We start from the raw sequence: 19,132 nt of genomic DNA, 5'->3' as shown, positions 1-19,132 counted from the left end.
CAGATCAGGTTGCGAAGGACTTGTTCCACCATTCCAGCCAGCCAGCGGTATTCTGGGCAACATAGGCATAGTCGAGGAAGCGCATCGTTGCGCGTTCTTCCGGTGAGAAGTCGACAAGGGCGCGCAATTCATCGGACAATTCCGCCTTGGGGTTGGCCGGGGCGTAAAGGCTTGCCTCGGCCAGTCCGGCCATGGCGGTCGGGTCCAGCATCGCATCGAGATAGGCGTAGCCCGCATCGCGGTTGGGGCCGAATTCTGTGAGGCAGGCCCCAAAGGTCACGGCAATCGCGCCTTCATCCGGGTACTGGATCGCAAGCGGCTGGCCGTCAGCGGCCCATTGCAGTCCGCGCGCCTTGTAGTTCACCGCGATATCTACTTCGCCATTTGCGAGACCAGCCTGCAACTGCTGATGCGCGGCATAAAGCCGTGGTTTGCTTTCGGCCACCATCTTTTCCAGCAGCGGCTTGCCCTCTTCGGCGCTGGTCATGTCACCGTTTGCGACAAGGCCCGCCATCATCATGTAGTTGAAGTAAAGCTGGTTGGTCAGGCCGATACGCCCGGCCCATTTCGGGTCAAACAGATCGGCATAGGATGTCGGCGGTTCCGGCACCTTGTCCTTGTTATAGATGATGACAACGGCGCTGTAGAGCCAGGGCACGAAATAGGGTGCCTTCAGTTCTTCGACGACATCGGCGTAGTTCGGGATTTTGCTGAGATCCAGATCGGCGATCACTTCCTGACCCTTCAGCTCGAACGCGTCCGAGCTGTTGACGTGGATCACATCCGCAGAGGCGCGGCGGATGCGCTTTTCGGCGATAAGCTTGGTCTTGCGCTCCGGCTCCATCCCCAGATCGCGGACGACGGTAAAGCCTTTGTCTTCCAACAGCGGCTTTTCAACATAGCGCATGGTGCGTTCGTTCCAGTCGCCGCCCCAGTTCGAGACGACGACGGTGCCACCCGCCGCCAGCGCCATCCGCGGCATCAGGGCGGGGGCAGCAACGCCCGCCAGCAACAGGCCCAGCATGCGTCGGCGCGAGGGCGTGAACGGTGCGGAAAGATCCTTGGTCATCTGGTCATTTTCCCCTGTTGTGATGCGTGCAGCCATCGTCGGCCGCCGCAGTGTTGTTCTTTAGTCATCAAACGATGCGGCAAGAAAGCGTGTTTGTAAAATATCAATTTTCACTGTATTAATTCCACATGATTATCAATAAAGGGGCATGAATTGAGCTTGGAACTGCGCCATCTGCGTGCATTTGCGGCAGTAGGAAGAACCCTGCATTTTGGGCGGGCCGCGGACGAGCTGCATATTGCCCAGCCTGCTCTTTCCAAAATCATTCAACACCTTGAAGCAGAGATCGGCGCACCGCTGCTGTTGCGGACCACCCGGCGGGTGGAGCTGACCGAAGCGGGCAAGGCGTTTCTGGCAGAAACCGGCAGTATCGACGCGCAGATCGATCAGGCCATCGCCAGTGCCCGGCATGCCGCGCGCGGCATCCGGGGAGAGCTGAGAATCGCCTATACCGATTTTGCCATCAACGGCCGCCTGCCGCATTTTTTGCGCGATTTTGCCAGCGCGCATCCCGAAATCCGGCTGAACCTGATCTTTATGCCAACCACCAGTCAGCAGATGGCGCTGTTGCAGCAAACGATTGATATCGGTTTCATGATCGGCGAATTCGCGCACAAGACAACGGATTGCCTGACGTTTGACGAAGATGATTACGTGGCACTGCTGCCCGCGTCGCATCCGCTGTGTGCCGAAGCGTCGCTGACACTGCAACAGCTGGCGGATGAGAAATTTGTGCTTGGCACCGGCGACAATTGGGCGGCGTTCCGCAACCGGCTGTTTGCGGAGTGCCGCAGCCGGGGCTACTTTCCCAACATCGTACTGGAGGCATCAAACAGCGAAGGCATCTTCGGGCTGGTCGTCGCCGGGGTGGGGGTGACGATCTATTCCAGCTGCGTGGGCAATCTGCCGCGTCAGGGCGTTGAGGTGCGGCCGTTGCGCGATGTGACCACGAAGTTGCCGGTCACGGCGGTCTGGGACCGCGAGAACAGGTCGCAGGTTCTTGATACATTTCTGAAATTTCTGCGCCGCTCGGCCCGGAAGCCGGCGGCGCAGGCTTAAGGTCCGGTCGTCAGGCGGCGGATTTCTGTGCTTTGATGCCGTTCAGATAGTTGACGCAATCGTCAACGCCGACGACATCGCCGAACTTTGCGTCGATGTCGAACAGGTTCCATGCGACAGCGCCCGGCACCCGGTCACCGATCGCCTCTTTCACGGCAATGGTGCGGAAGCCGTCGGCCAGCCCGTCGCAGATGGTCTGACGCACGCAGGCGCAGGCGGTTACGCCGGTGACAAGAATGGTATCCACATTCGCCGCGCGCAGGATGCCCGCCAGTTCGGTGCCGTGAAAGGCCGAGGCGCGCTTTTTCAGCAGCGTGTATTCGCCTTTGACCGGCGCGATGCGGCTGTCGATGGCCCACAGATCCTTGTCTGCCAAGTTCACCACGTCGACCGGGATCTTGTCATGCCACAGGCCCATATCGGTAAAGGGCGCGTTGCGGTCGGTGATTTCATAGGCGGTGGTGACATGGACCACCGGAACGCCATTGGCGCGGCAAGCTGTGAGCAGCTTCTGCATGGCGGGGATGATTTCGCCATCCATTTTTTCCTGATCGCAGGTGAAAGGATTGCCGGGCCGGGTCCAGGCATTGGCGAGATCGACACTGATCAGCGCCGGACGGCTGCCGAACCCGATCCGGCGTTGGAAGCCGCGCTCCTGATACAGTTTGCTTGCCGTGTCGAAGGCCTGTTGCAACAGGCGGTCCAGTTCTTTGGCGTCGGGGTCTTGCATCGGATATCTCCGTTCGAGTGGGTGTGTCGCGATGCGTCATTCTGCATCTGGCGCAAGGATGCGGATGCGGTGCGGAAAAATGAAATGGTTATTGGTCAATAATTGATGCACCATGTGCATCACTGGAAACCACACCTATGGTGCATTGTGCAGAACCTGAACGGCCTTGATCTTGTCAGCTCTTTCCTTGTTGTCGCGGAAGAACTGAACTTTCGCCGCAGCGCCGACCGGCTGAACCTTGACCAGTCGGCGCTGACCCGGCGCATTCAGAAGCTGGAGCATCATCTGGGCTTCAAACTGCTGGAGCGCAGCACACGTGAAGTGGCGCTGACCGCGGCGGGCCAGTCATTTTACCGCGACAACGCGGCGATGATGGACGGGTATCACAACAGTGTGCTGGCCGCACGGCGGGTGGCGCAGGGGCATACCGACGGGTTGCGGATCGGCTACATGACCTTTTCGGCACCGCGCCTGATGCCAGAGCTGCTGGCCCGCTTTCATAAGGCGCACCCGTTTGTCCGGCTGACGACGGCCTATCTGAGGACACAGGCGCAACGGCTGGCACTGGCCAAGAACGAAATTGACGCGGGGTTCATGATCGACCGCTTTGACCACCCTGAATTTCAGAGCATCGAGATGTCGGACGAACCGCTGTTTGCGATTCTTCCGGCGGATCATCCGCTTGGCGGGCAGGATAGTGTGACGCCTTCCGACGTTGCCAGCCTGCCGCTGGTGCTGGGAGAAATGCAGGAATGGGACGAATACCGCTGGCGGCTGGAGGGGCTGTTCAGCGCCGAAGGCCTGGTGCTGACACCTCAATTCGAGGCAGCCCATACGCTTGCCATCGGCGGTATGGTCGGTGCCGGGCTGGGCATCACCATTTTTCCACAAAGTCTTGTGGGGCTTTTGGGTGCCGGTGTGGTGGTGCGGCCGATTGACCACCCGCTGTTCCGCCTGCGCACCGCTTTGGTCTGGCGCAGCAGCAACCCGTCGACCGAGCTGATCAATTTTGTCGACATCGTCATGGCTTCCCGGAAGCTTGAGGCATCAAGGTAAGACGTTCGCTGGGCGCGCTGCAGTCACTTCCGCCGTTCGCTCTCCGAACAGGTCCCTGATATTTGCACCGGGTGGTTTCATTGGCATTGCCAAGTTGTTGCGCCGCAAGATTGCTTCGATGATTGCAGTGGCAAAGCCCCGCGCAATTCCCAGATCAACGCCGTCAACGAGCCATCGAGGCGATCGCCAAGGGGCAGGATCGGGTTCTGTTGGTCATGGCGACCGGCACCCAGACAGGGCCAGACTTCTGCAGTCTGGATTTTGCTCTTGCAAAGGCCGACGTCGGGGTTGACCGCTCTGCCATGCGTAGATTGCTCAAATTGCCAGACGTGAACGTCTGCCATGACAGCCGTGGATGGGCAACGGGGCAGGAATTGTGCAGAATGTTGCCTTGGTCTGCAGAAAAAGGAGTCGGTTTTGGACGCGTTTGATCGCAAGATTCTGGCGATTGTGCAGCGTGACAGCCAGATCAAGGCCGAGGCGATTGCCGATGTGGTTGGCCTGTCTGCCTCGGCCGTGCAGCGTCGCTTGCGGGGTTTGCGTGCCGAGGGCATCATTCGGGCTGACATTTCGGTTGTGGACCCCAAAGAGGCTGGGCAGGCGATGAGCTTTATTGCCGGACTGGAAGTCGAGCGTGACAACTATGATGTGCTGCAAAAACTGCAAGCCTGGGCGGACCGGACCGAGGCCATACAGCAGCTGTATTACGTCACGGGCGCGGTGGATCTGGTGGCGGTGATTCTGGCCCGCGACGTGGAGGACTATGACGCGATCACGGCGCGGATGATGCGTGACAATCCTCTGATCCGGCGGATCACCACGAATGTCGTGCTCAGGCCGCTGAAGGTTGGGCTTTATGTGCCAGTGGCCGAAGCTTGACGGCGTAAACCACCCAGCTGGTGGCCAAAGACGGCGGGGATCTGCAATAATCCGCCGCGCAGCGGCGCGGATCGCCGGTATCCTTGGCGGAAACGCTGACCAGAGGTGCCTGCCATGCTTCCCCAACTGCCGCCCGATGCCCGCCCTGAAACCCTGTCGCTGGATGCCGGACTGACCCTCAACCCCGCGACCCGTTCCATCCAGCCGGATATCTCCATGTCGGTAAACCATCTGGTGGCGCCCGGCGAAGGGGCCTTTTCCGCCGCTGGCCTGGGCGATATTGCCGACGAGCCCTATACCTATGCCCGCTGGCTCAATCCCACGGTTCGGGCGCTGGAAACCCGGATGGCGGCGCTGGAGGGGGCCGGAGATGCGCTTGCCTTTGCAACCGGGGTGGCGGCCATTGCCGGGGTGTTTCTGACGCTGCTGAAAGCGGGTGACCATCTGATCATCAGTGACGTGACCTATGCCGGGGCTGCCGAACTGGCCCGGGTGATCCTGCCCGGTCTGGGGATCGAGGTCACGCCGGTCAACCTGTCGCGGCCGGAGGATCTGCGCGCGGCGTTGCGGTCCAATACCCGGCTGGTGCATTGCGAAAGCCCCTGCAACCCGATCCTGCGGCTGACCGATCTGGCCGAGATTGCACGGATCGCACATGGGGCCGGGGCGCTGGTGTCGGTGGACAGCACGCTGGCCACGCCGGTTTCCACCCGCCCGCTGGCGTTGGGGGTGGATCTGGTGATCCATTCGCTGACCAAGTTCATCAACGGCCATGGCGATGCGCTGGGGGGCATCGTTTGCGGCCCGCAGGCGCTGATCGCGCAGCTTCGCGGCTGTGCCGGGGTATATCTGGGGGCATCGCTGTCGGCGTCGAATGCCTGGCTGATCCTGCGCGGCATTGACACGCTGTTCCCCCGGATGGTGCAGATCAATCAGACTGCGGCCACCCTGGCGCAGATGCTGGAGGACCATCCGGCGGTGGAGCGGGTGATCTGGCCCGGTCTGCGCTCGCACCCGCAGCATGATCTGGCGCAGCGGCAGATGGATCATCCAGGCGGGGTGATCGGCTTTTGCACCAAGGACGGACCAGCGATGGCGCGGCAGCTTGCAGCGCGGCTGCGGGTCGCGCACTACGCATTTTCACTGGGCCATCAGCGCAGCATCGTGACCTATCTGGATACCGCAGAGATGATCACAGGCACCTACAAGCTGACCGGCGAGGGGCTGGAGGATTACCGCCGCTTTGCCGGCGACGGTATCTTCCGCCTGTCGGTCGGGCTGGAGGCGGCGGCGGACCTGATCCGCGATCTGGATCAGGCCCTGTCTGGCTAAGCCCTGTCTGGTTAAGCCCTGTCTGGTTAAGTCCTGTCTGGTTAAGTCCGGGCGGGTCAGACTTTGTCCGCGTGACCCAGATGCCCGGCCAGATGGTGAATGTGTTCGGTGCCGATCCCGCAACAGCCGCCGATGATGGTGGCACCCCGCGCCGCCCAGCCCTCGGCCCAGCCGCAGTAATGCGGCGGGTCCAGATCGGCGCGGATGGTCGAGACGACTTCGTTCGCGGCCCCGTCATCATCTTGTGAATCGCTGAAGGCGTTGGCGTAGACACCAAGGCGCAGGGCGGGTTCGGCGGCGCGGGCGGCGTCAAGAGCGACCCCCATCACCTCGGGGCGCGAGCAGTTGAACAGCATTGCCTCGGCCCCAAGTTTCACAGCCAGATGCGCGGCTTCGGTCACGGTCTGGCCGGAGCGCAATTCGGGCCGGGGCAGGGCTTCGGCCCCGTCATCATCGCGCAATGTGAACGAGATCCACAGCGGCTTGCCGGTGGCGCGGATGGCGATGGCAGCGGCCTCGGCCTCTTCCAGACTGGATTGGGTCTCGGCCAGCCACAGATCGACATGCGGGGTCAGACCCTTTACCAGCACCGCCAGATACTCCTGCGCGACATCGGCCTGAAACAGCTCGGGCTGATACGATCCGAACACCGGCGGCAGTGATCCGGCGACCCGCACGGCGGGGTTGCCCGCCGCCGCCTGCCGCGCCATCCGCCCCGCCAGATCGGCCAGCCGTTCACCTTCGGCACGAAACCGCGCCTCACCGATGTGAAACGGCACCAGCGCGTAGGAATTGGTCGTGATAACCCCGGCACCGGCCTGCACATAGGCGCTGTGGACCTGCGCCACAGTCTCCGGGGCTTCGATCAGCGCCAGAGCGGACCATTCCGGCTGGCGAAACGGAGCGCCGACGCGTTCCAGTTCACGGCCCATGCCGCCGTCAAGGATGGTGATCTGCGTCATGTTTTCTCTCCCGTTGCGAGGCTGTGAAAGCCTGCAACATCCTGTGTTATCGAATAGTCGATGTGATCGCGTACCGCCCGTTCGGCCTGATCGGGGGTGCCGCCGGTCAGCGCATCGAATAGCGGCTGATGTTCGCCCAGCAGGGGGTTGCGGCATGGCCAGTGACTTTCCGACCAGCGGTAAAGCCACTCCATCTTATCGGCCAGCATCCCGTGGCGGCGGATCAGATGCTGATGTCCGGTCTGGCGCACGAAACTGGCGTGAAACCCCAGGTCGGCAGCCACCCGCGCGCCGGTGTCTGCATCCTGTGCCACGGTCAGCGACGCAAAAGCGGCCACCACCTGATCTAGCCCCAGCAGATCGCGCCGTTCGGCCAGAATGCGCGCTGCCAGCCCTTCGAATGCGGCCCGCAACGTATAGATTTCCCAGATCACCTGCGCGTCCAGCACAGCGACGCGCCAGCTGGAATAGGGCGTGCGGGTCACAAGCTCCTGTGCTTCCAGCGCGAACAGGGCCGAGCGCACCGTGCCGCGCCCGGTGCCGATCTGTTCGGTCAGGGCTTGTTCGGTCAAGAGGGTTCCCGGGGCCAGGTCACCGCGCACAATCGCTTCGCGCAGCCAGTCGGTCGCCTGATCCTGAAGGCTTTTGCGTTCAATGGGCTGGCGCATGGCTTGCCCTTTCCTCACCGGGTCCGGTCGAAATGGCCCGACAGAAAGGCCCGCGCGCGGTCTGACTTCGGGTTGGCAAACACCTGTTCGGGGGTGCCGTCTTCCTCGATCTGGCCCTGATGCAGCAGCACCACGCGCGACGAGACATCGCGCGCGAACCCCATCTCGTGGGTCACGATCAGCAGGGTGCGGCCCTCTTCGGCCAGACTGCGGATCACCTTGAGCACCTCGCCCACCAGTTCCGGGTCAAGTGCCGAGGTCGGCTCGTCAAACAGGATCGCGCGGGGGCGCTGCGCCAGCGCGCGGGCAATGGCCACGCGCTGCTGTTGTCCGCCCGACAGATGCGCGGGCCAGGCATCACGCTTTTCGGCCAGACCCACCTTTTCCAGCAGGGCGGTCGCCTCATCCACCGCCTCGGCCCGGCTGCGGTTTTGCACGAACAGCGGTGCCTCGATCACGTTTTGCAAAACGGTGCGGTGCGTCCACAGATTGAAGTTCTGGAACACAAACCCCAGATGCCCGCGCATCCGCCGCGCTGTGGCCTCTTCCGCCCGCGTCAGGCGGCCACCTTTCGGCGACAGGCTGTCTTCGCCCACGGTGACAGTGCCCGTATCGGGGATCTCCAGCATCGGAATACAACGCAGCAACGTGCTTTTGCCCGAGCCGGATGCCCCGATCATCGAGATCACGTCGCCGTCGCGCGCACTGAGGTCAATGCCGCGCAGCACTTCATTGGCCCCAAAGGTTTTGCGCAGCCCGGTGATCGACAGCGCCGGTCCCATAGCATTGCTCATGGTGTCGTCCTTCCAAATTGCCAGGGCGAAAGACGCCGCTCGAACCACGCGGAAAACCGGGTCACAAGCAACGAGATTGCCAGATAGATTGCCGCGGCGCACAACAGGATTTCCACTGCCCGCCAGGTTTCCGAAATGGCGGCGCGCGCAATGCCGGTCATGTCCATCAGCGTGATGGTCGACACCAGCGCCGTGGCTTTCAGCATAGAGATCACCTCGTTGGAATAGGCGGGCAGCGCCTGACGAAAGGCCAATGGCAAAGTGATGCGGCGCAGGATGGCAAACCGGGTCATGCCCGACACGCGCCCCGCCTCAACCGCGCCCTTGGGCACGGCGCGCAGGCCGCCACGCAGAATTTCCGAGGTGTAGGCGGCGTCGTTCAGGATCAGCGCCAGCAGGCCGCACCAGTAGGGTTCGCGCAGAAACGGCCACAGAAAGCTTTGCCGGATGAAGCCAAATCCTGCCAGCCCGTAATAGATCATGAAGATCTGGATCAAGAGCGGCGTGCCCCGGAACACAAAGACATAGGCCCCGGCCACCGCATTGCCGATCCGGGTGGTCCGCATCAGGTTGAGGATCAGCGCCAGCGTGCCGCCGCCCAGCAGGGACAAAACCCAGAAATTCAGGGTCAGCGGCAGACCCTTGAGAAGATTTGCGAACATGCCGCCCAAGAATGTGAAATCCATGCTCACATCCCCCCTTGCGGGTGGCCGCGCAGGCTGCGGCGCTCGGCCAACCGGAAGATCTGATCGGAAACTGTGGTGATGCACAGATAGATCACTGCGCCTGCGGCATAGAACAGAAAATGCTCCTGCGTCGTGCCCGCCGCGACCGAAACCTGACGCATCGTTTCCACCAGCCCGGTGACAGAGACCAGCGCGGTTTCCTTGATCACCGATTGCCACTGGTTGCCCATACCGGGCAGCGCCGTGGTCATGGCTTGCGGTGCGATCACCCGGCGGAACAGGGTCAGGCGGGTCATGCCCACCACACGCCCGGCCTCGACCATGCCCTTTGGCACTGCCTGATAGGCCCCGCGCAGCACCTCGGACTGACCCGCAGCGGAAATAAGCCCGATCGCCAGCATCCCCGCGACAAAACCCGAAATGTCGAACGGGCCCTCAAACCCAAGGCCGGTGCCGATGGCCGTCACCACCTGACGGCCACCGAAGTAGAACAGATAGATCACCAGAATATCGGGAACCCCGCGCAGCACGACCACATAGGTTTCGGCCAGTCGCCGCAGCACGGCATTGCCGCCGATCCGCGCCCAGGCGATCAATATGCCCAGACCAAGCCCGAACACAAAGGCCGCGACCGATACCGCCAGCGTCATCAGCCCGGCGCGGACCAGCACCAGACCCCAGCCTTCGGGGCCAAAGCCCAGAAGCGCGAGTTTCCCGAATTCCATGTCAGAGCTTTGGCGTCACGACCATGCCGAACCACTGGTTCGACAGGGCCTCAAGCGTGCCGTCATCAGACATGGATTTGAGCGCGGCGCTGATCTTGTCGGCCAGTTCGGCATTGCCCTTCTGCACCACGAAAGCCGCGCCTGCGCCCATCACGCCGCCCTTGAACGACGGGCCGGTGGCCATAGCGGTTTCGACGTTCTTTTCCAGAAACGCCGAGATGTTGGTGACAGAGGCCATGCCCGCATCCAGCCGCCCGTTCATCAGATCCTGATAAACATCGGGACCGTTCGGATAGGTGCGGATGGTCACGCCTTTGGGTGCCAGATAGGTCGCCAGAAAATCGGCCTGAATTGTCGCCACATGCACGCCGACCGTCTTGCCCGCCAGCTTTTCGGCAATGGCGTTGACGGCTGCTTCGGTCGGGGCTTCCTCGGTCAGGTCGACAAAGGTGCCGGTGCCTTCCAGTTCCAGACCGCTTTCCTTCATCACCGCAAAGGTCGAGCCGCCGGTGGTGTAGGGCAGCGAGAAATCGACCACTTCCAGCCGCTTTTCGGTGATTGTGACGGAATCGACCACGGCGTCGTATTTGCCATCGACCAGCCCCTGAATCATCCCGTCCCAGGCCTGCGAGATCACCTCGTATTCGAACCCGGCGCGTTTGGCGACTTCATCCAGCATGTCCAGCTCAAAGCCGTAAAGCGTGCCATCGGGGCGGGTCATGTTGAAGGGCGGAAAGGCCCCTTCGGTGGCGAAGACAAGCTTCTTGTCCTGCGCGAGCACGGGGGCTGCGGTCAGGGCAACGGCTGCGGCCAGTGCGGCGCGCAGAAAGGTGCTGCGGGTGATGGTCATGAATGGTCTCCTTACAGGGTCAGGCCAGAGTTATGGGGTCAGGACAGAAATTCGGTCGCCATGCGCGTCAACGCGATGGCGCTTTGGGCGATGCAGCCCTCATCAGGCTGGTAGTCAGAATTGTGAACCCGGTCGTCACGACCGGGCTGGCCGGAACCGATGAAGATCTGCACCGACGGTATCCGTTCCGAGAAATAGGAAAAATCCTCGGCCCCGAAGCTGGTGCCCGGTTCCACCACCGTGGGCCTGCCAAACTGGGCCGACAGCGCCTCGGCGGTGCGGGTGATCATGTGGTCATCATTCATCAGCGGCGGTGCGCCGCGCATATACTCCACCTCGGCCCGCAGGTTCAGCCCTGCCGCCGCGCCGGTGCAGATGCGGCGGAACGCAGCCTCGGCCAGATCGCGCGACTCGGGTGACCGGCAACGGACCGTGCCCTCGAACATGCAGCTGTCAGGGATGATGTTCTGCGTGGCCCCGCCTGCGATGTGGCCGACCGTCAGCACCGCCGACAGCGCCGGGTCCATCTCGCGCGAGATCACGGTTTGCAGCTGCGTGAGGACATGGGCCGCGCCGATGATCGGGTCAATGGCGGCATGGGGCCGCGCTGCGTGACCGGATTTGCCGTGCAGCACCACACGGAATTCATCGCTGGACGCCGTGCTCGCGCCGCGGTTCAGCGAGATCTGGCCAACGGGATGTTCGGGGCGGTTGTGAAAGGCGATGGCCATATCGACGCCGTCAGCTGCACCGTCGGCGACCATGGCGGCTGCGCCACTGTCTTGTGTTTCCTCGGCAGGCTGGAAGATCAGCCGCACCGTCCCTGCAAGGGTCGGGGCCAGTTGCACCAGCGCCGCCGCAGCCCCCAGCAATGACGCCGTATGCAGATCATGGCCACAGGCGTGCATCTTGCCGGGGATCGTCGAGGCGAAGGGCAGCCCGGTTTCTTCGTGGATGGGCAGAGCGTCCATATCCGCGCGCAGGATCAGGCAGGGGCCGGGGCGACCCCCGGTGATTTCGGCCATGACGCCGGTTCGCCCCACGCCGGTTTTCGGCGTCAGCCCCATTGTGCGCAGTTCCTCGGCAACGATCGCGGCGGTGCGGATGGTGTCGAAGCCGGTTTCGGGGTGAGTGTGCAGATCGCGTCGTAGCGCGATCAGCCGAGGCTCCACCGCACGGACAAGGCGCTCGATTTCGGGGGCAGGGTCATTGGGGCGTTGGGTCATGGGCGGCATCCGGGAACAAATGGTCAGGGGCAGTTGGACCGTACTGTTCTTTACGTCCGGAGTAATCGACGGATTGTCAAGGATCGACAATCGACCAAGGACACAAAAGGCGGGCACTGTGGTGATCTGCCGAAATGGCCACCCGGCTGCGCTTACTCGTCAGCGGTGCCCGTGCCAGGAGCCTCGTGCTGCCCGGCCCAGAGGCCCGGTTGCAACTTGACACCCTGGAACACCGCTTCTAGCATGCCGCGGATAGATCAAGCGCCGCCTTCCCGCCAGCCAGATATCCGCTCTTCTCTCTGGCCCGCATTTGGAAGGTACTTCGCCATGACCAACACACCCCATATTCCGCTGCGGGCAACGCTGACTGGCGCGACGCCAAAAGACGCTCTGTCCTTGTTGCCGCAGATGGGCAAAGTGATGCTTGTCGTCTCTGCATCCGGGGTGACACATGAACGGATCGGGCCGGTTGAAACGGTGACCGAGGGTCGGGGACGGCTCTTGATCTCGGGGGCCTGCCATGAGGCGTCGATTGACGGCGCGGCGGTTGCCGGCATCGTTCTGGATACACGTTCGGTAATGCGGGACAAGGTCTATCCCCGGCTGGAGTTTCTGGATGCCACCGGGCAAGCCGCGTTTTCCCTTGTCGGGATGGATGGGCTGGAGGCTTTCACAGATCCGCTGTCCTGCTTTCGCCGTGAAATCCTGCCACCACGCGACACGGAGGTCATGCCAGGGGCCGGGCGCAACGATCTGCAAGAGTCCGACCCCGTGCATCTGCCGTTTCAGACCCTTTTGCTGCGGGGCGGTGCGGCGGCTATCACGTTCGACACCGGCACGCTGCGCCAGACATGGCGCGGTGTGATCGAGGCGACCAAGCCTGCCATGGGTTTTCTGAACGTGATGACCGGCGATTTTCACCTGCACCTGAAGGGGGGGCGTTTCAGGGCTGGCGCGACGCCCCAGGCCAGCGCATCGCGCTGGACAGAAGCGGCACGCCGAACGGGCTTGTGATTGCGTCGGACAGTTTTGCATGACCGGGTCTGTCTGGCGGGACGCACGGGGCCGGCCCATAACCTTTGACGCCCTGATGAACCGTGCGGCGACGGGCCGCGTCGTTCTTCTGGGCGAACGCCACGACCGCGCCGACCATCACCGCTGGCAGTTGCATGTCGCGGCGGCCCTGTTGTCGCGGCGCCCTGTCACACTGGGGTTCGAGATGTTCCCCGCCACAGCAAACCCGGTTCTGGCGGAATGGGTGATGGGGGGGCTGTCCGAGGATAGCTTTCTGGATCGGTCGGGTTGGGCCAAGAGCTGGGGCTTTGCCGCCGACCTTTACCTGCCGATCTTTCGCTTCTGCCGCGAGATGAGGGTGCCGATGGTGGGCCTGAACGTGCAGCGCGATCTTGTCCGGGCGGTGGGGGCCGACGGCTGGGACAAGGCACCTGATACCCTGAAGGAAGACCTGACACGGCCTTTGCCCTCTTCGATGGCCTATCGCCGGTTCATCTTTGAACTGACAGGAGGTCAACGGCCGGGGCGCAAGGCGCAATCGGCCGAAGACCCCGCCTTCGACAGCTTTATGCGGGCGCAAGAGGTGTGGGACCGCGCCTTTGCCACCCGGCTGGCCCGTGTTGCGACTGCCGATCCGGCGCGGCTGGCCGTCGGCATCATCGGCATGGGGCATCTGCAATTCGGCGGTGGAGTCTCATGGCAGTTGACCGATCTGGGCATTGCCGACAGCCTCGCCCTGATCCCGCGCGATGCGGGTGAGGTGGCTGTTCCTTTTGCTGCTGATGCCAGTATGGAGCTGCCCGGACGCGGCGACGCGCCCTGAAATCACATGACGCCAGCGCGGACCCCGGCCCGCATGCCAGCCCGAACCTCAACCCACAAAGGGACTGCCATGCAAACGATTCACGCGCAGATCAACGATGTTCTTCCGGCAGCGGTGCTGCCCGCCTTTTCCGAGTTCGCCCGGCTTCTGGACCTTGAGGTCGCAACCGAGGGCGAGACCATGTCGCTCAAGATGTTCAGCGGCAGCATCGACCTGACGGCGGCAAAGGGGGGCCTGTCGCTGCGGCTGGTGGCAGAAAACGAGCGCCGGCTGTATCTGTTGCAACAGATGGTGATGGGCAGACTGGACCGGCTGGAGCCCGTGCCGCAGCTTGAGTGGGAGCGGGTGGATGCCGGGGCCTTGCCGCCGAACCTGTCCATCGCCACTGTCACCGGCATCCGCCAGATCAGCCCGAATGTCCGCCGCGTGCGCGTGACCTTTGCCGACATTGCCCGCTATGCCGAGGACGGGCTGCATTTCCGGCTGGTGATCTCTGCCCTGCCGCCCGCGCAGGCCAGCGGCGGTTCGGTGCGCGAATGGCCGGTGATCGACGCCAGCGGCCGCACCCGTTGGCCTGAAGGGGACGCATCGCTGCATCGTCCGGTCTATACAGTGCGCGAGATTTCTCCGGCCGAAGGCTGGATGGATTTTGACGTCTACATTCATCACGGTGGCCGGGTCAGTGCTTGGACCGAACGGGCTGGCGCGGGTGACAGGATCGGGCTGATGGGGCCGACGCAGCTGAAACGCGACCTGCCGGGCTGGGTGGCGTTCCTTGGAGACGAGACCGCCTTGCCTGCCATCGCGATGTATCTGCGGTCGTTGCCCGCTGATGCATCCGGACAGGCAGTGATTGCCTGCGCCGATCTGGCCGACCTGCAAGACCTGACGCATCCTGAAGGCGTTCAGGTGACGTGGATTCAGCGCATTGACAGCGCGCTGGTGAGCGCGCTGAAGGCAATGACCCTGCCCGCCAGTGACCGTTATGTCTGGTTCGCCGCCGAGCGGGCGGAGGCCGAACAGGCCCGTGACTGGCTGCGCGACACCAGGGGACTGACAAAGACCGAGATGAATGTGACGACCTTCTGGTCACGCTCCGAGATTGGCGACAGCATCTGATCACTTTATCTTGACAATTTAAGTCAGAAATAGTGTCTATGCCGCACAAGATTGAATCGGCCGACCAAGGCCGATTCCTTGCCGCCAGCGTATCTTCGCCAGCACAAACCCTTGCTGACCGGAGAGTCCTATGCGCTTGCACCCTGTGCGGCCTGCGCTGTTGCTTGCAACAGTCGCCGCCGTGACCCTGACCTCTGCCCTGCCGACACTGGCGCAGACGGCAGAGGAGAAAACCACCTTTCTTGGCCGGATAACCCTGTTTGCTGATCGCCTTGGCCGGTCGCTGAATGATGTGCAGGGGCATATTTCGGTGGTGGACGACGCCGAGTTGAAACAGCGAAACGTCCAGACGCTGGAAGACCTGCTGCGCTACATCCCCGGCGTGACGGCGGTGCGTCAGGTGTCCGGTGCCGATCCGTTCGGCGGGCAGACCGGCATCCGCATTCGCGGGGTGGAAGGCAACCGTATCCAGATGGTCGTGGATGGCGGGCGCATCCCGGAACGGATCATCGACGGGTCGCGCGACTATCTGGATTTCGGCTTTACCAAACAGGTCGATGTGGTGCGTGGCCCCGCCTCGGTGCTGTGGGGGGCCGATGCCCTCGGCGGTGTGGTCGCGGTGCAAACCATCGACCCCGAAGACCTGCTCGCGGGCCGTGACCGCGGCGGTCAGGTGACACTGGGCTATGGCGAGATCACTGATGCCACCAATGTCGCCCTTGCCTTCGCACAGCGGTTCGGCAGCGATGTATCGCTGCTGGTCGCCCGGTCGCGCGGCATTGACCATGAGATGAAACTGACCAATGCCGATCCGGCCGGCGGACAATGGGGTTGCACACGCGCAGTGATCTATGGCGCTGTGAACTGCGGCGAATTCAACCCGCTGACCCGCACCAGTGACCGCACATTGGTCAAGCTGGTCTGGGAGGTCGCCGACAACCAGAGCTTGAAGCTCACGTTCGACCATCTGGACCGGCTGAGCGAGATCGACAACACCCTGACCCGCAGCGCCACAGTCTTTGCCAACCCGCGGGAGCGTGACATTTTCCGCACCCGCTATGCCGCTGAATACACCGCAACCTTTGGCGGTGCCATCGACGAGGTGAAGGCAACTCTGGCCTGGACGCCATCAGGCTATGACCAACACGCGCTGAGCGTGGCGAACACAGCAGGCGTGATCACCCGGACGCATGACTACGTCAACTATGCCGAAGATTTTCTGGAACTGGATGTCCAGGCCACATCGCGGTTCACGCTTGGCAGCAGCGAGCACGTTCTGACCTTTGGTCTGAATTCTGACCGGGCCGAAACCAGCTATGACCGCACCCGCCGCGTGGTGGACACCACAGCGGGCATGGATGTCTGGACGGTGCCGAGCGGTTTCAACTTTACCGATGGTGCCACGACGCGTGCCAACCTTTATGTTCAGGACCAGATCACCCTGCTGGGAGGCAAGCTCGAGCTGACGCCGGGCCTGCGCTATGCCACCTACGAGATGGCACCGACAGCGAACGCTTCCGTCGTGGCGCATCCCGATAACCCGACGACCGACCGCGCGAAAGAGGCGCTGCTCGCCTCGATGGGGGCGACCTGGCGGTTCAACGACACCTATTCGGTCTGGGCGCATTACGGCGAAGGCTTCAAGATGCCGACGTTCCAGCAGCTTTTCACATCCTCGACTTCGGGCAGCTTCGATCTTGTTCCCGCCCCATGGCTGGTGCCGGAGGAGGTGAAAAGCATCGAGATCGGCTTTCGCGGCGAATATGACAAAGGCTTTTTTGCGGTGAACGCCTTTCAGGCGAAATACAAGAATTTCATCGAGAGCTTCTGGTTCGTGCCTGGCACCAATGACATCTCATACCGCAACATCGCCGAGGTCGAGACGTGGGGGGTGGAACTGGAGGCGGGCTGGGACGCAACCGACCGGCTGCGGCTGACCGGATCGGTCGCCTGGATGGACGGCAAGGCCATGGCAACACCGGGGGCGGCGTCGACGCAGCATCTGGTGCCGCCGCTGACGGCTGTTCTGGGGGCCAGCTATGAATTGACCGACATGGGGCTGACGCTGAACGCTTCAGCCACGCTGGTTGAGGACATGCAGACGGTCAACGCCGCCAACTTCACGCCGCCGGGCTATGGCGTGCTGGATGTGGGCGCGTCCTGGAACTTTGCCGAAAACGCGGTGCTGAACCTGACCGTAAATAACGTCTTCGACAAGAAATACTATGAGATGGGGGCAGCCAGTTCTGCGCTTGCCTCCACTGCGGCCACCACCAACACCGTGCCGCCCCAGCTGTTCACGGGGCCAGGCCGCAGCGTCGCGCTGAACCTGGACTACCGGTTCTGAGATGCGGGCAATCCTTGCAAAGATGTGGCGGTTGTCAAAAATCGCCACATCGGGCCGCGATGGCAGGTTCGGACTGTTCCTCTATTGCGCGATTCTGGGCCTGTCGTTCTGTTCGGTCTGGCTGTCGCTGCAGATGATCGCCTGGAACAAGGCGTTTTATGACGCACTGGAACAGATGGATGCCGCCGAGGCCGCCCGCCAGATCGGGGTGTTCTTCCTGATCGTCAGCGGCGTTGCGGGCAGCAATCTGGTTCAGGCCTGGCTGCGCGATGACCTGCGCATCCGCTGGCGCAGGCGGCTGACAGAGCGGGCGCTGGATGTATGGGTGGATGGCAAGGCCTATTGGCACCTGCGCGCCGGGTTCACGCCAGAACCGATCGACAACCCGGATCAGCGGGTCGCGCAAGACTGCGATGCCTTTGTCGGGGCGTTGATCCGCGAGACACTGGATCTGGTTTCATCCTCGGTGGCGTTGTTTTCCTATGTCGCGCTGCTGTGGTCACTGTCTTCCTTTGCGCTGTCTTTCACCTTGTGGGGGACGGACATCGTCATTCCTCGCTATATGTTCTGGGCGGCCTTCGTCTATGTGGCGATCTCCAGCGTGATCACCCACATGCTGGGCAAGCGGCTCAAATCGCGGCTGTTCGTGCAGGAAAAGCGCGAGGCTGATTTTCGCCATGCCCTGATCCAGCTGCGTGAGAATGCCGAAATCGTCGCCCGCTCTGGTGCCGAGGCGGCCGAGCGGCGGCGGTTTGACACCCTGTTCGATGCGCTGCGGCAGAACTGGCGCAGCGTGATCAACCAGCGGTTCAAACTGGGCCTGTTCACCACGCCCTACACTCATACCATCCTGCGCATCCCGAATTTTCTGGCCGCGCCCACCTATTTTGCAGGTGCAGTCACGCTGGGCGGCATGATGCAACTGGGCAGCGCATTCGGCAGCGTGACGCAGACGCTGTCGTGGTTCATCTTCAGCTATCGCGACCTGGCGGCCTGGGCCGCCGTGACCGACCGGCTGGATGGGCTGTTCGCGGCGGCGGCTGATCCGTCCCCCATGCCTGGCACGCCGCGCGCGCTGGCGTTGCGGGACGGTGGTGGCGACCTGGAACTGCGCGGCGTGGCCCTGTTCACACCGGCAGGCGAAGCGCTGGTGCCGGTGCCGGATTTCACTCTGCGCAAGGGGCAGCGCCTTTGGCTGTCCGGGCCTTCCGGTCAGGGCAAGTCAACGCTTCTGGCGGCGATCTCTGGTCTATGGCCCTATGGCCGGGGCCAGATCACGGTGCCGGTTGGCCGCTGGCTCTTCGTGCCGCAAGGCGGCTGTCTCAGCCCCGAGGGGCTGGTCGCCAGCCTTGCCGCGCCCGACACCGACAGGCCGCACAGCCGGGCAGCCATGGCCACAGCCCTGATGCGTGTTGGCCTGGCCGACCGCATTCCGATGCTGGATGTGGCGGGCCCGCTGTCCATCGCCGGCCTGTCGCAGGGGCAGGCGCAACGCGTGGCCATGGCGCGGGTGCTGCTGGCACGGCCCGATGTGCTGCTGCTGGACGAGGCAACCTCGGCGCTGGACCCTGTGGCGGAACAAGAGATGTTGGCGCTGATCCGGCACGCTCTGCCCGATTCGTCGGTGATCTGCGTCGCCCACCGCCCGCCTGAAGCGCTCGACATCACCCGCCGCGTTGTATTGGGAACACCGGCGCGCCAGTCAACGGCGGCCTCATGATCACGCGCCGCTTTCTTTGCGTTGAAGCGTCTGGATGCTTTTGGAAATGCTTCGTGCGAAGGACGTCGCAACT

General features: G+C 62.9%; 18 protein-coding genes and 1 pseudogene. 10 read left to right on the top strand and 9 right to left on the bottom strand.

Annotation, left to right across the window (positions count from 1 at the left end; genetic code table 11):
- Nucleotides 1-4: 4 nt before the first annotated feature.
- Nucleotides 5-1,069, bottom strand: coding sequence for a PotD/PotF family extracellular solute-binding protein (locus tag Q7J44_RS21000; RefSeq protein ID WP_304883067.1), 1,065 nt, complete (start codon nt 1,067-1,069; stop codon nt 5-7).
- Between the two features lie 153 nt (nt 1,070-1,222).
- Here Q7J44_RS21000 and Q7J44_RS20995 point away from each other — a divergent pair, with 153 nt between their 5' ends.
- Nucleotides 1,223-2,128: a LysR family transcriptional regulator gene (locus Q7J44_RS20995; RefSeq protein WP_304883066.1), complete on the top strand. Its 906-nt coding sequence runs from the start codon at nt 1,223-1,225 to the stop codon at nt 2,126-2,128.
- Nucleotides 2,129-2,138: 10 nt separating this feature from the next.
- On the opposite strand, the gene Q7J44_RS20990 is transcribed toward Q7J44_RS20995, so the two are convergent.
- A complete protein-coding gene (locus tag Q7J44_RS20990; RefSeq protein ID WP_304883065.1) occupies nt 2,139-2,858 on the bottom strand; it encodes an isochorismatase family protein in 720 nt (239 codons plus the stop codon).
- Between the two features lie 147 nt (nt 2,859-3,005).
- Here Q7J44_RS20990 and Q7J44_RS20985 point away from each other — a divergent pair, with 147 nt between their 5' ends.
- From Q7J44_RS20985 to Q7J44_RS20975, 4 genes and pseudogenes are all read left to right on the top strand, one after another.
- Nucleotides 3,006-3,914: a LysR family transcriptional regulator gene (locus Q7J44_RS20985; RefSeq protein WP_304883064.1), complete on the top strand. Its 909-nt coding sequence runs from the start codon at nt 3,006-3,008 to the stop codon at nt 3,912-3,914.
- 105 nt (nt 3,915-4,019) lie between these two features.
- Nucleotides 4,020-4,148: pseudogene (locus Q7J44_RS23375) on the top strand (DEAD/DEAH box helicase family protein); the annotation flags it as partial.
- 183 nt (nt 4,149-4,331) lie between these two features.
- Entirely contained in the window at nt 4,332-4,793 is a 462-nt protein-coding gene (locus Q7J44_RS20980; RefSeq protein ID WP_304883063.1) for an Lrp/AsnC family transcriptional regulator, read from the top strand.
- Nucleotides 4,794-4,907: 114 nt separating this feature from the next.
- Complete coding sequence (locus tag Q7J44_RS20975; RefSeq protein ID WP_304883062.1) at nt 4,908-6,125, top strand: PLP-dependent aspartate aminotransferase family protein; 1,218 nt, start codon at nt 4,908-4,910, stop codon at nt 6,123-6,125.
- A 56-nt stretch (nt 6,126-6,181) separates the two neighbouring features.
- Here the strand turns inward: Q7J44_RS20975 and Q7J44_RS20970 are convergent, their stop codons facing one another.
- From Q7J44_RS20970 to Q7J44_RS20940, 7 genes are read right to left on the bottom strand one after another with little or no spacing between them, the layout of a single operon-like run.
- Nucleotides 6,182-7,087 carry a homocysteine S-methyltransferase family protein gene (locus tag Q7J44_RS20970; RefSeq protein WP_304883061.1) on the bottom strand — a complete coding sequence of 302 codons (906 nt, stop codon included), beginning with the start codon at nt 7,085-7,087 and terminating at the stop codon, nt 6,182-6,184.
- Complete coding sequence (locus Q7J44_RS20965) at nt 7,084-7,755, bottom strand: GntR family transcriptional regulator (protein ID WP_304883060.1); 672 nt, start codon at nt 7,753-7,755, stop codon at nt 7,084-7,086. Before Q7J44_RS20965 ends, Q7J44_RS20970 begins: the two co-directional genes overlap by 4 nt.
- Nucleotides 7,756-7,769: 14 nt before the next feature.
- Nucleotides 7,770-8,549, bottom strand: a complete 780-nt coding sequence (locus Q7J44_RS20960; protein WP_304883059.1) for an ABC transporter ATP-binding protein — start codon at nt 8,547-8,549, stop codon at nt 7,770-7,772.
- Nucleotides 8,546-9,235 (bottom strand): ABC transporter permease, encoded by a 690-nt coding sequence (locus tag Q7J44_RS20955; RefSeq protein WP_304883058.1) that lies wholly within the window; start codon nt 9,233-9,235, stop codon nt 8,546-8,548. Before Q7J44_RS20955 ends, Q7J44_RS20960 begins: the two co-directional genes overlap by 4 nt.
- A 2-nt stretch (nt 9,236-9,237) precedes the next feature.
- On the bottom strand, nt 9,238-9,960 hold the full coding sequence (locus Q7J44_RS20950) for an ABC transporter permease (RefSeq protein WP_304883057.1): 723 nt from the start codon (nt 9,958-9,960) through the stop codon (nt 9,238-9,240).
- A gap of 1 nt (nt 9,961) precedes the next feature.
- The gene (locus tag Q7J44_RS20945; protein WP_304883056.1) at nt 9,962-10,810 is read right to left on the bottom strand and encodes a transporter substrate-binding domain-containing protein; all 849 of its coding nucleotides are present in this window, start codon (nt 10,808-10,810) and stop codon (nt 9,962-9,964) included.
- A gap of 38 nt (nt 10,811-10,848) precedes the next feature.
- A complete protein-coding gene (locus Q7J44_RS20940) occupies nt 10,849-12,036 on the bottom strand; it encodes a M20 family metallopeptidase (RefSeq protein WP_304883055.1) in 1,188 nt (395 codons plus the stop codon).
- Between the two features lie 327 nt (nt 12,037-12,363).
- Between Q7J44_RS20940 and Q7J44_RS20935 the strand changes: the two genes are divergently transcribed.
- The 5 genes from Q7J44_RS20935 to Q7J44_RS20915 all read left to right on the top strand — a co-directional run bounded on the left by Q7J44_RS20935 (nt 12,364) and on the right by Q7J44_RS20915 (nt 19,059).
- Nucleotides 12,364-13,050 carry a hypothetical protein gene (locus Q7J44_RS20935; RefSeq protein ID WP_304883054.1) on the top strand — a complete coding sequence of 229 codons (687 nt, stop codon included), beginning with the start codon at nt 12,364-12,366 and terminating at the stop codon, nt 13,048-13,050.
- 19 nt (nt 13,051-13,069) lie between these two features.
- Nucleotides 13,070-13,873, top strand: coding sequence for a ChaN family lipoprotein (locus Q7J44_RS20930; protein ID WP_304883053.1), 804 nt, complete (start codon nt 13,070-13,072; stop codon nt 13,871-13,873).
- Between the two features lie 69 nt (nt 13,874-13,942).
- The gene (locus Q7J44_RS20925; RefSeq protein WP_304883052.1) at nt 13,943-14,992 is read left to right on the top strand and encodes a siderophore-interacting protein; all 1,050 of its coding nucleotides are present in this window, start codon (nt 13,943-13,945) and stop codon (nt 14,990-14,992) included.
- A gap of 130 nt (nt 14,993-15,122) precedes the next feature.
- Complete coding sequence (locus tag Q7J44_RS20920; RefSeq protein ID WP_304883051.1) at nt 15,123-17,339, top strand: TonB-dependent hemoglobin/transferrin/lactoferrin family receptor; 2,217 nt, start codon at nt 15,123-15,125, stop codon at nt 17,337-17,339.
- Nucleotide 17,340: 1 nt separating this feature from the next.
- A complete protein-coding gene (locus Q7J44_RS20915; RefSeq protein WP_304883050.1) occupies nt 17,341-19,059 on the top strand; it encodes an ABC transporter ATP-binding protein/permease in 1,719 nt (572 codons plus the stop codon).
- Nucleotides 19,060-19,132: the final 73 nt, after the last annotated feature.

Source organism: Pseudotabrizicola sp., assembly GCF_030656345.1.
Lineage (GTDB): Bacteria > Pseudomonadota > Alphaproteobacteria > Rhodobacterales > Rhodobacteraceae > Pseudotabrizicola.
Note: the sequence above shows the minus strand (reverse complement) of the source record. Positions and strands in the feature narration are given on the sequence as shown.

Coding starts and splice junctions, on each gene's coding strand:
- Q7J44_RS21000 (WP_304883067.1), bottom strand. CDS start 1,069: ATGACCAAGGATCTTTCCGCACCGTTCACGCCCTCGCGCCGACGCATG.
- Q7J44_RS20990 (WP_304883065.1), bottom strand. CDS start 2,858: ATGCAAGACCCCGACGCCAAAGAACTGGACCGCCTGTTGCAACAGGCC.
- Q7J44_RS20975 (WP_304883062.1), top strand. CDS start 4,908: ATGCTTCCCCAACTGCCGCCCGATGCCCGCCCTGAAACCCTGTCGCTG.
- Q7J44_RS20970 (WP_304883061.1), bottom strand. CDS start 7,087: ATGACGCAGATCACCATCCTTGACGGCGGCATGGGCCGTGAACTGGAA.
- Q7J44_RS20965 (WP_304883060.1), bottom strand. CDS start 7,755: ATGCGCCAGCCCATTGAACGCAAAAGCCTTCAGGATCAGGCGACCGAC.
- Q7J44_RS20960 (WP_304883059.1), bottom strand. CDS start 8,549: ATGAGCAATGCTATGGGACCGGCGCTGTCGATCACCGGGCTGCGCAAA.
- Q7J44_RS20955 (WP_304883058.1), bottom strand. CDS start 9,235: ATGGATTTCACATTCTTGGGCGGCATGTTCGCAAATCTTCTCAAGGGT.
- Q7J44_RS20950 (WP_304883057.1), bottom strand. CDS start 9,960: ATGGAATTCGGGAAACTCGCGCTTCTGGGCTTTGGCCCCGAAGGCTGG.
- Q7J44_RS20945 (WP_304883056.1), bottom strand. CDS start 10,810: ATGACCATCACCCGCAGCACCTTTCTGCGCGCCGCACTGGCCGCAGCC.
- Q7J44_RS20940 (WP_304883055.1), bottom strand. CDS start 12,036: ATGACCCAACGCCCCAATGACCCTGCCCCCGAAATCGAGCGCCTTGTC.
- Q7J44_RS20935 (WP_304883054.1), top strand. CDS start 12,364: ATGACCAACACACCCCATATTCCGCTGCGGGCAACGCTGACTGGCGCG.
- Q7J44_RS20930 (WP_304883053.1), top strand. CDS start 13,070: ATGACCGGGTCTGTCTGGCGGGACGCACGGGGCCGGCCCATAACCTTT.
- Q7J44_RS20925 (WP_304883052.1), top strand. CDS start 13,943: ATGCAAACGATTCACGCGCAGATCAACGATGTTCTTCCGGCAGCGGTG.
- Q7J44_RS20920 (WP_304883051.1), top strand. CDS start 15,123: ATGCGCTTGCACCCTGTGCGGCCTGCGCTGTTGCTTGCAACAGTCGCC.
- Q7J44_RS20915 (WP_304883050.1), top strand. CDS start 17,341: ATGCGGGCAATCCTTGCAAAGATGTGGCGGTTGTCAAAAATCGCCACA.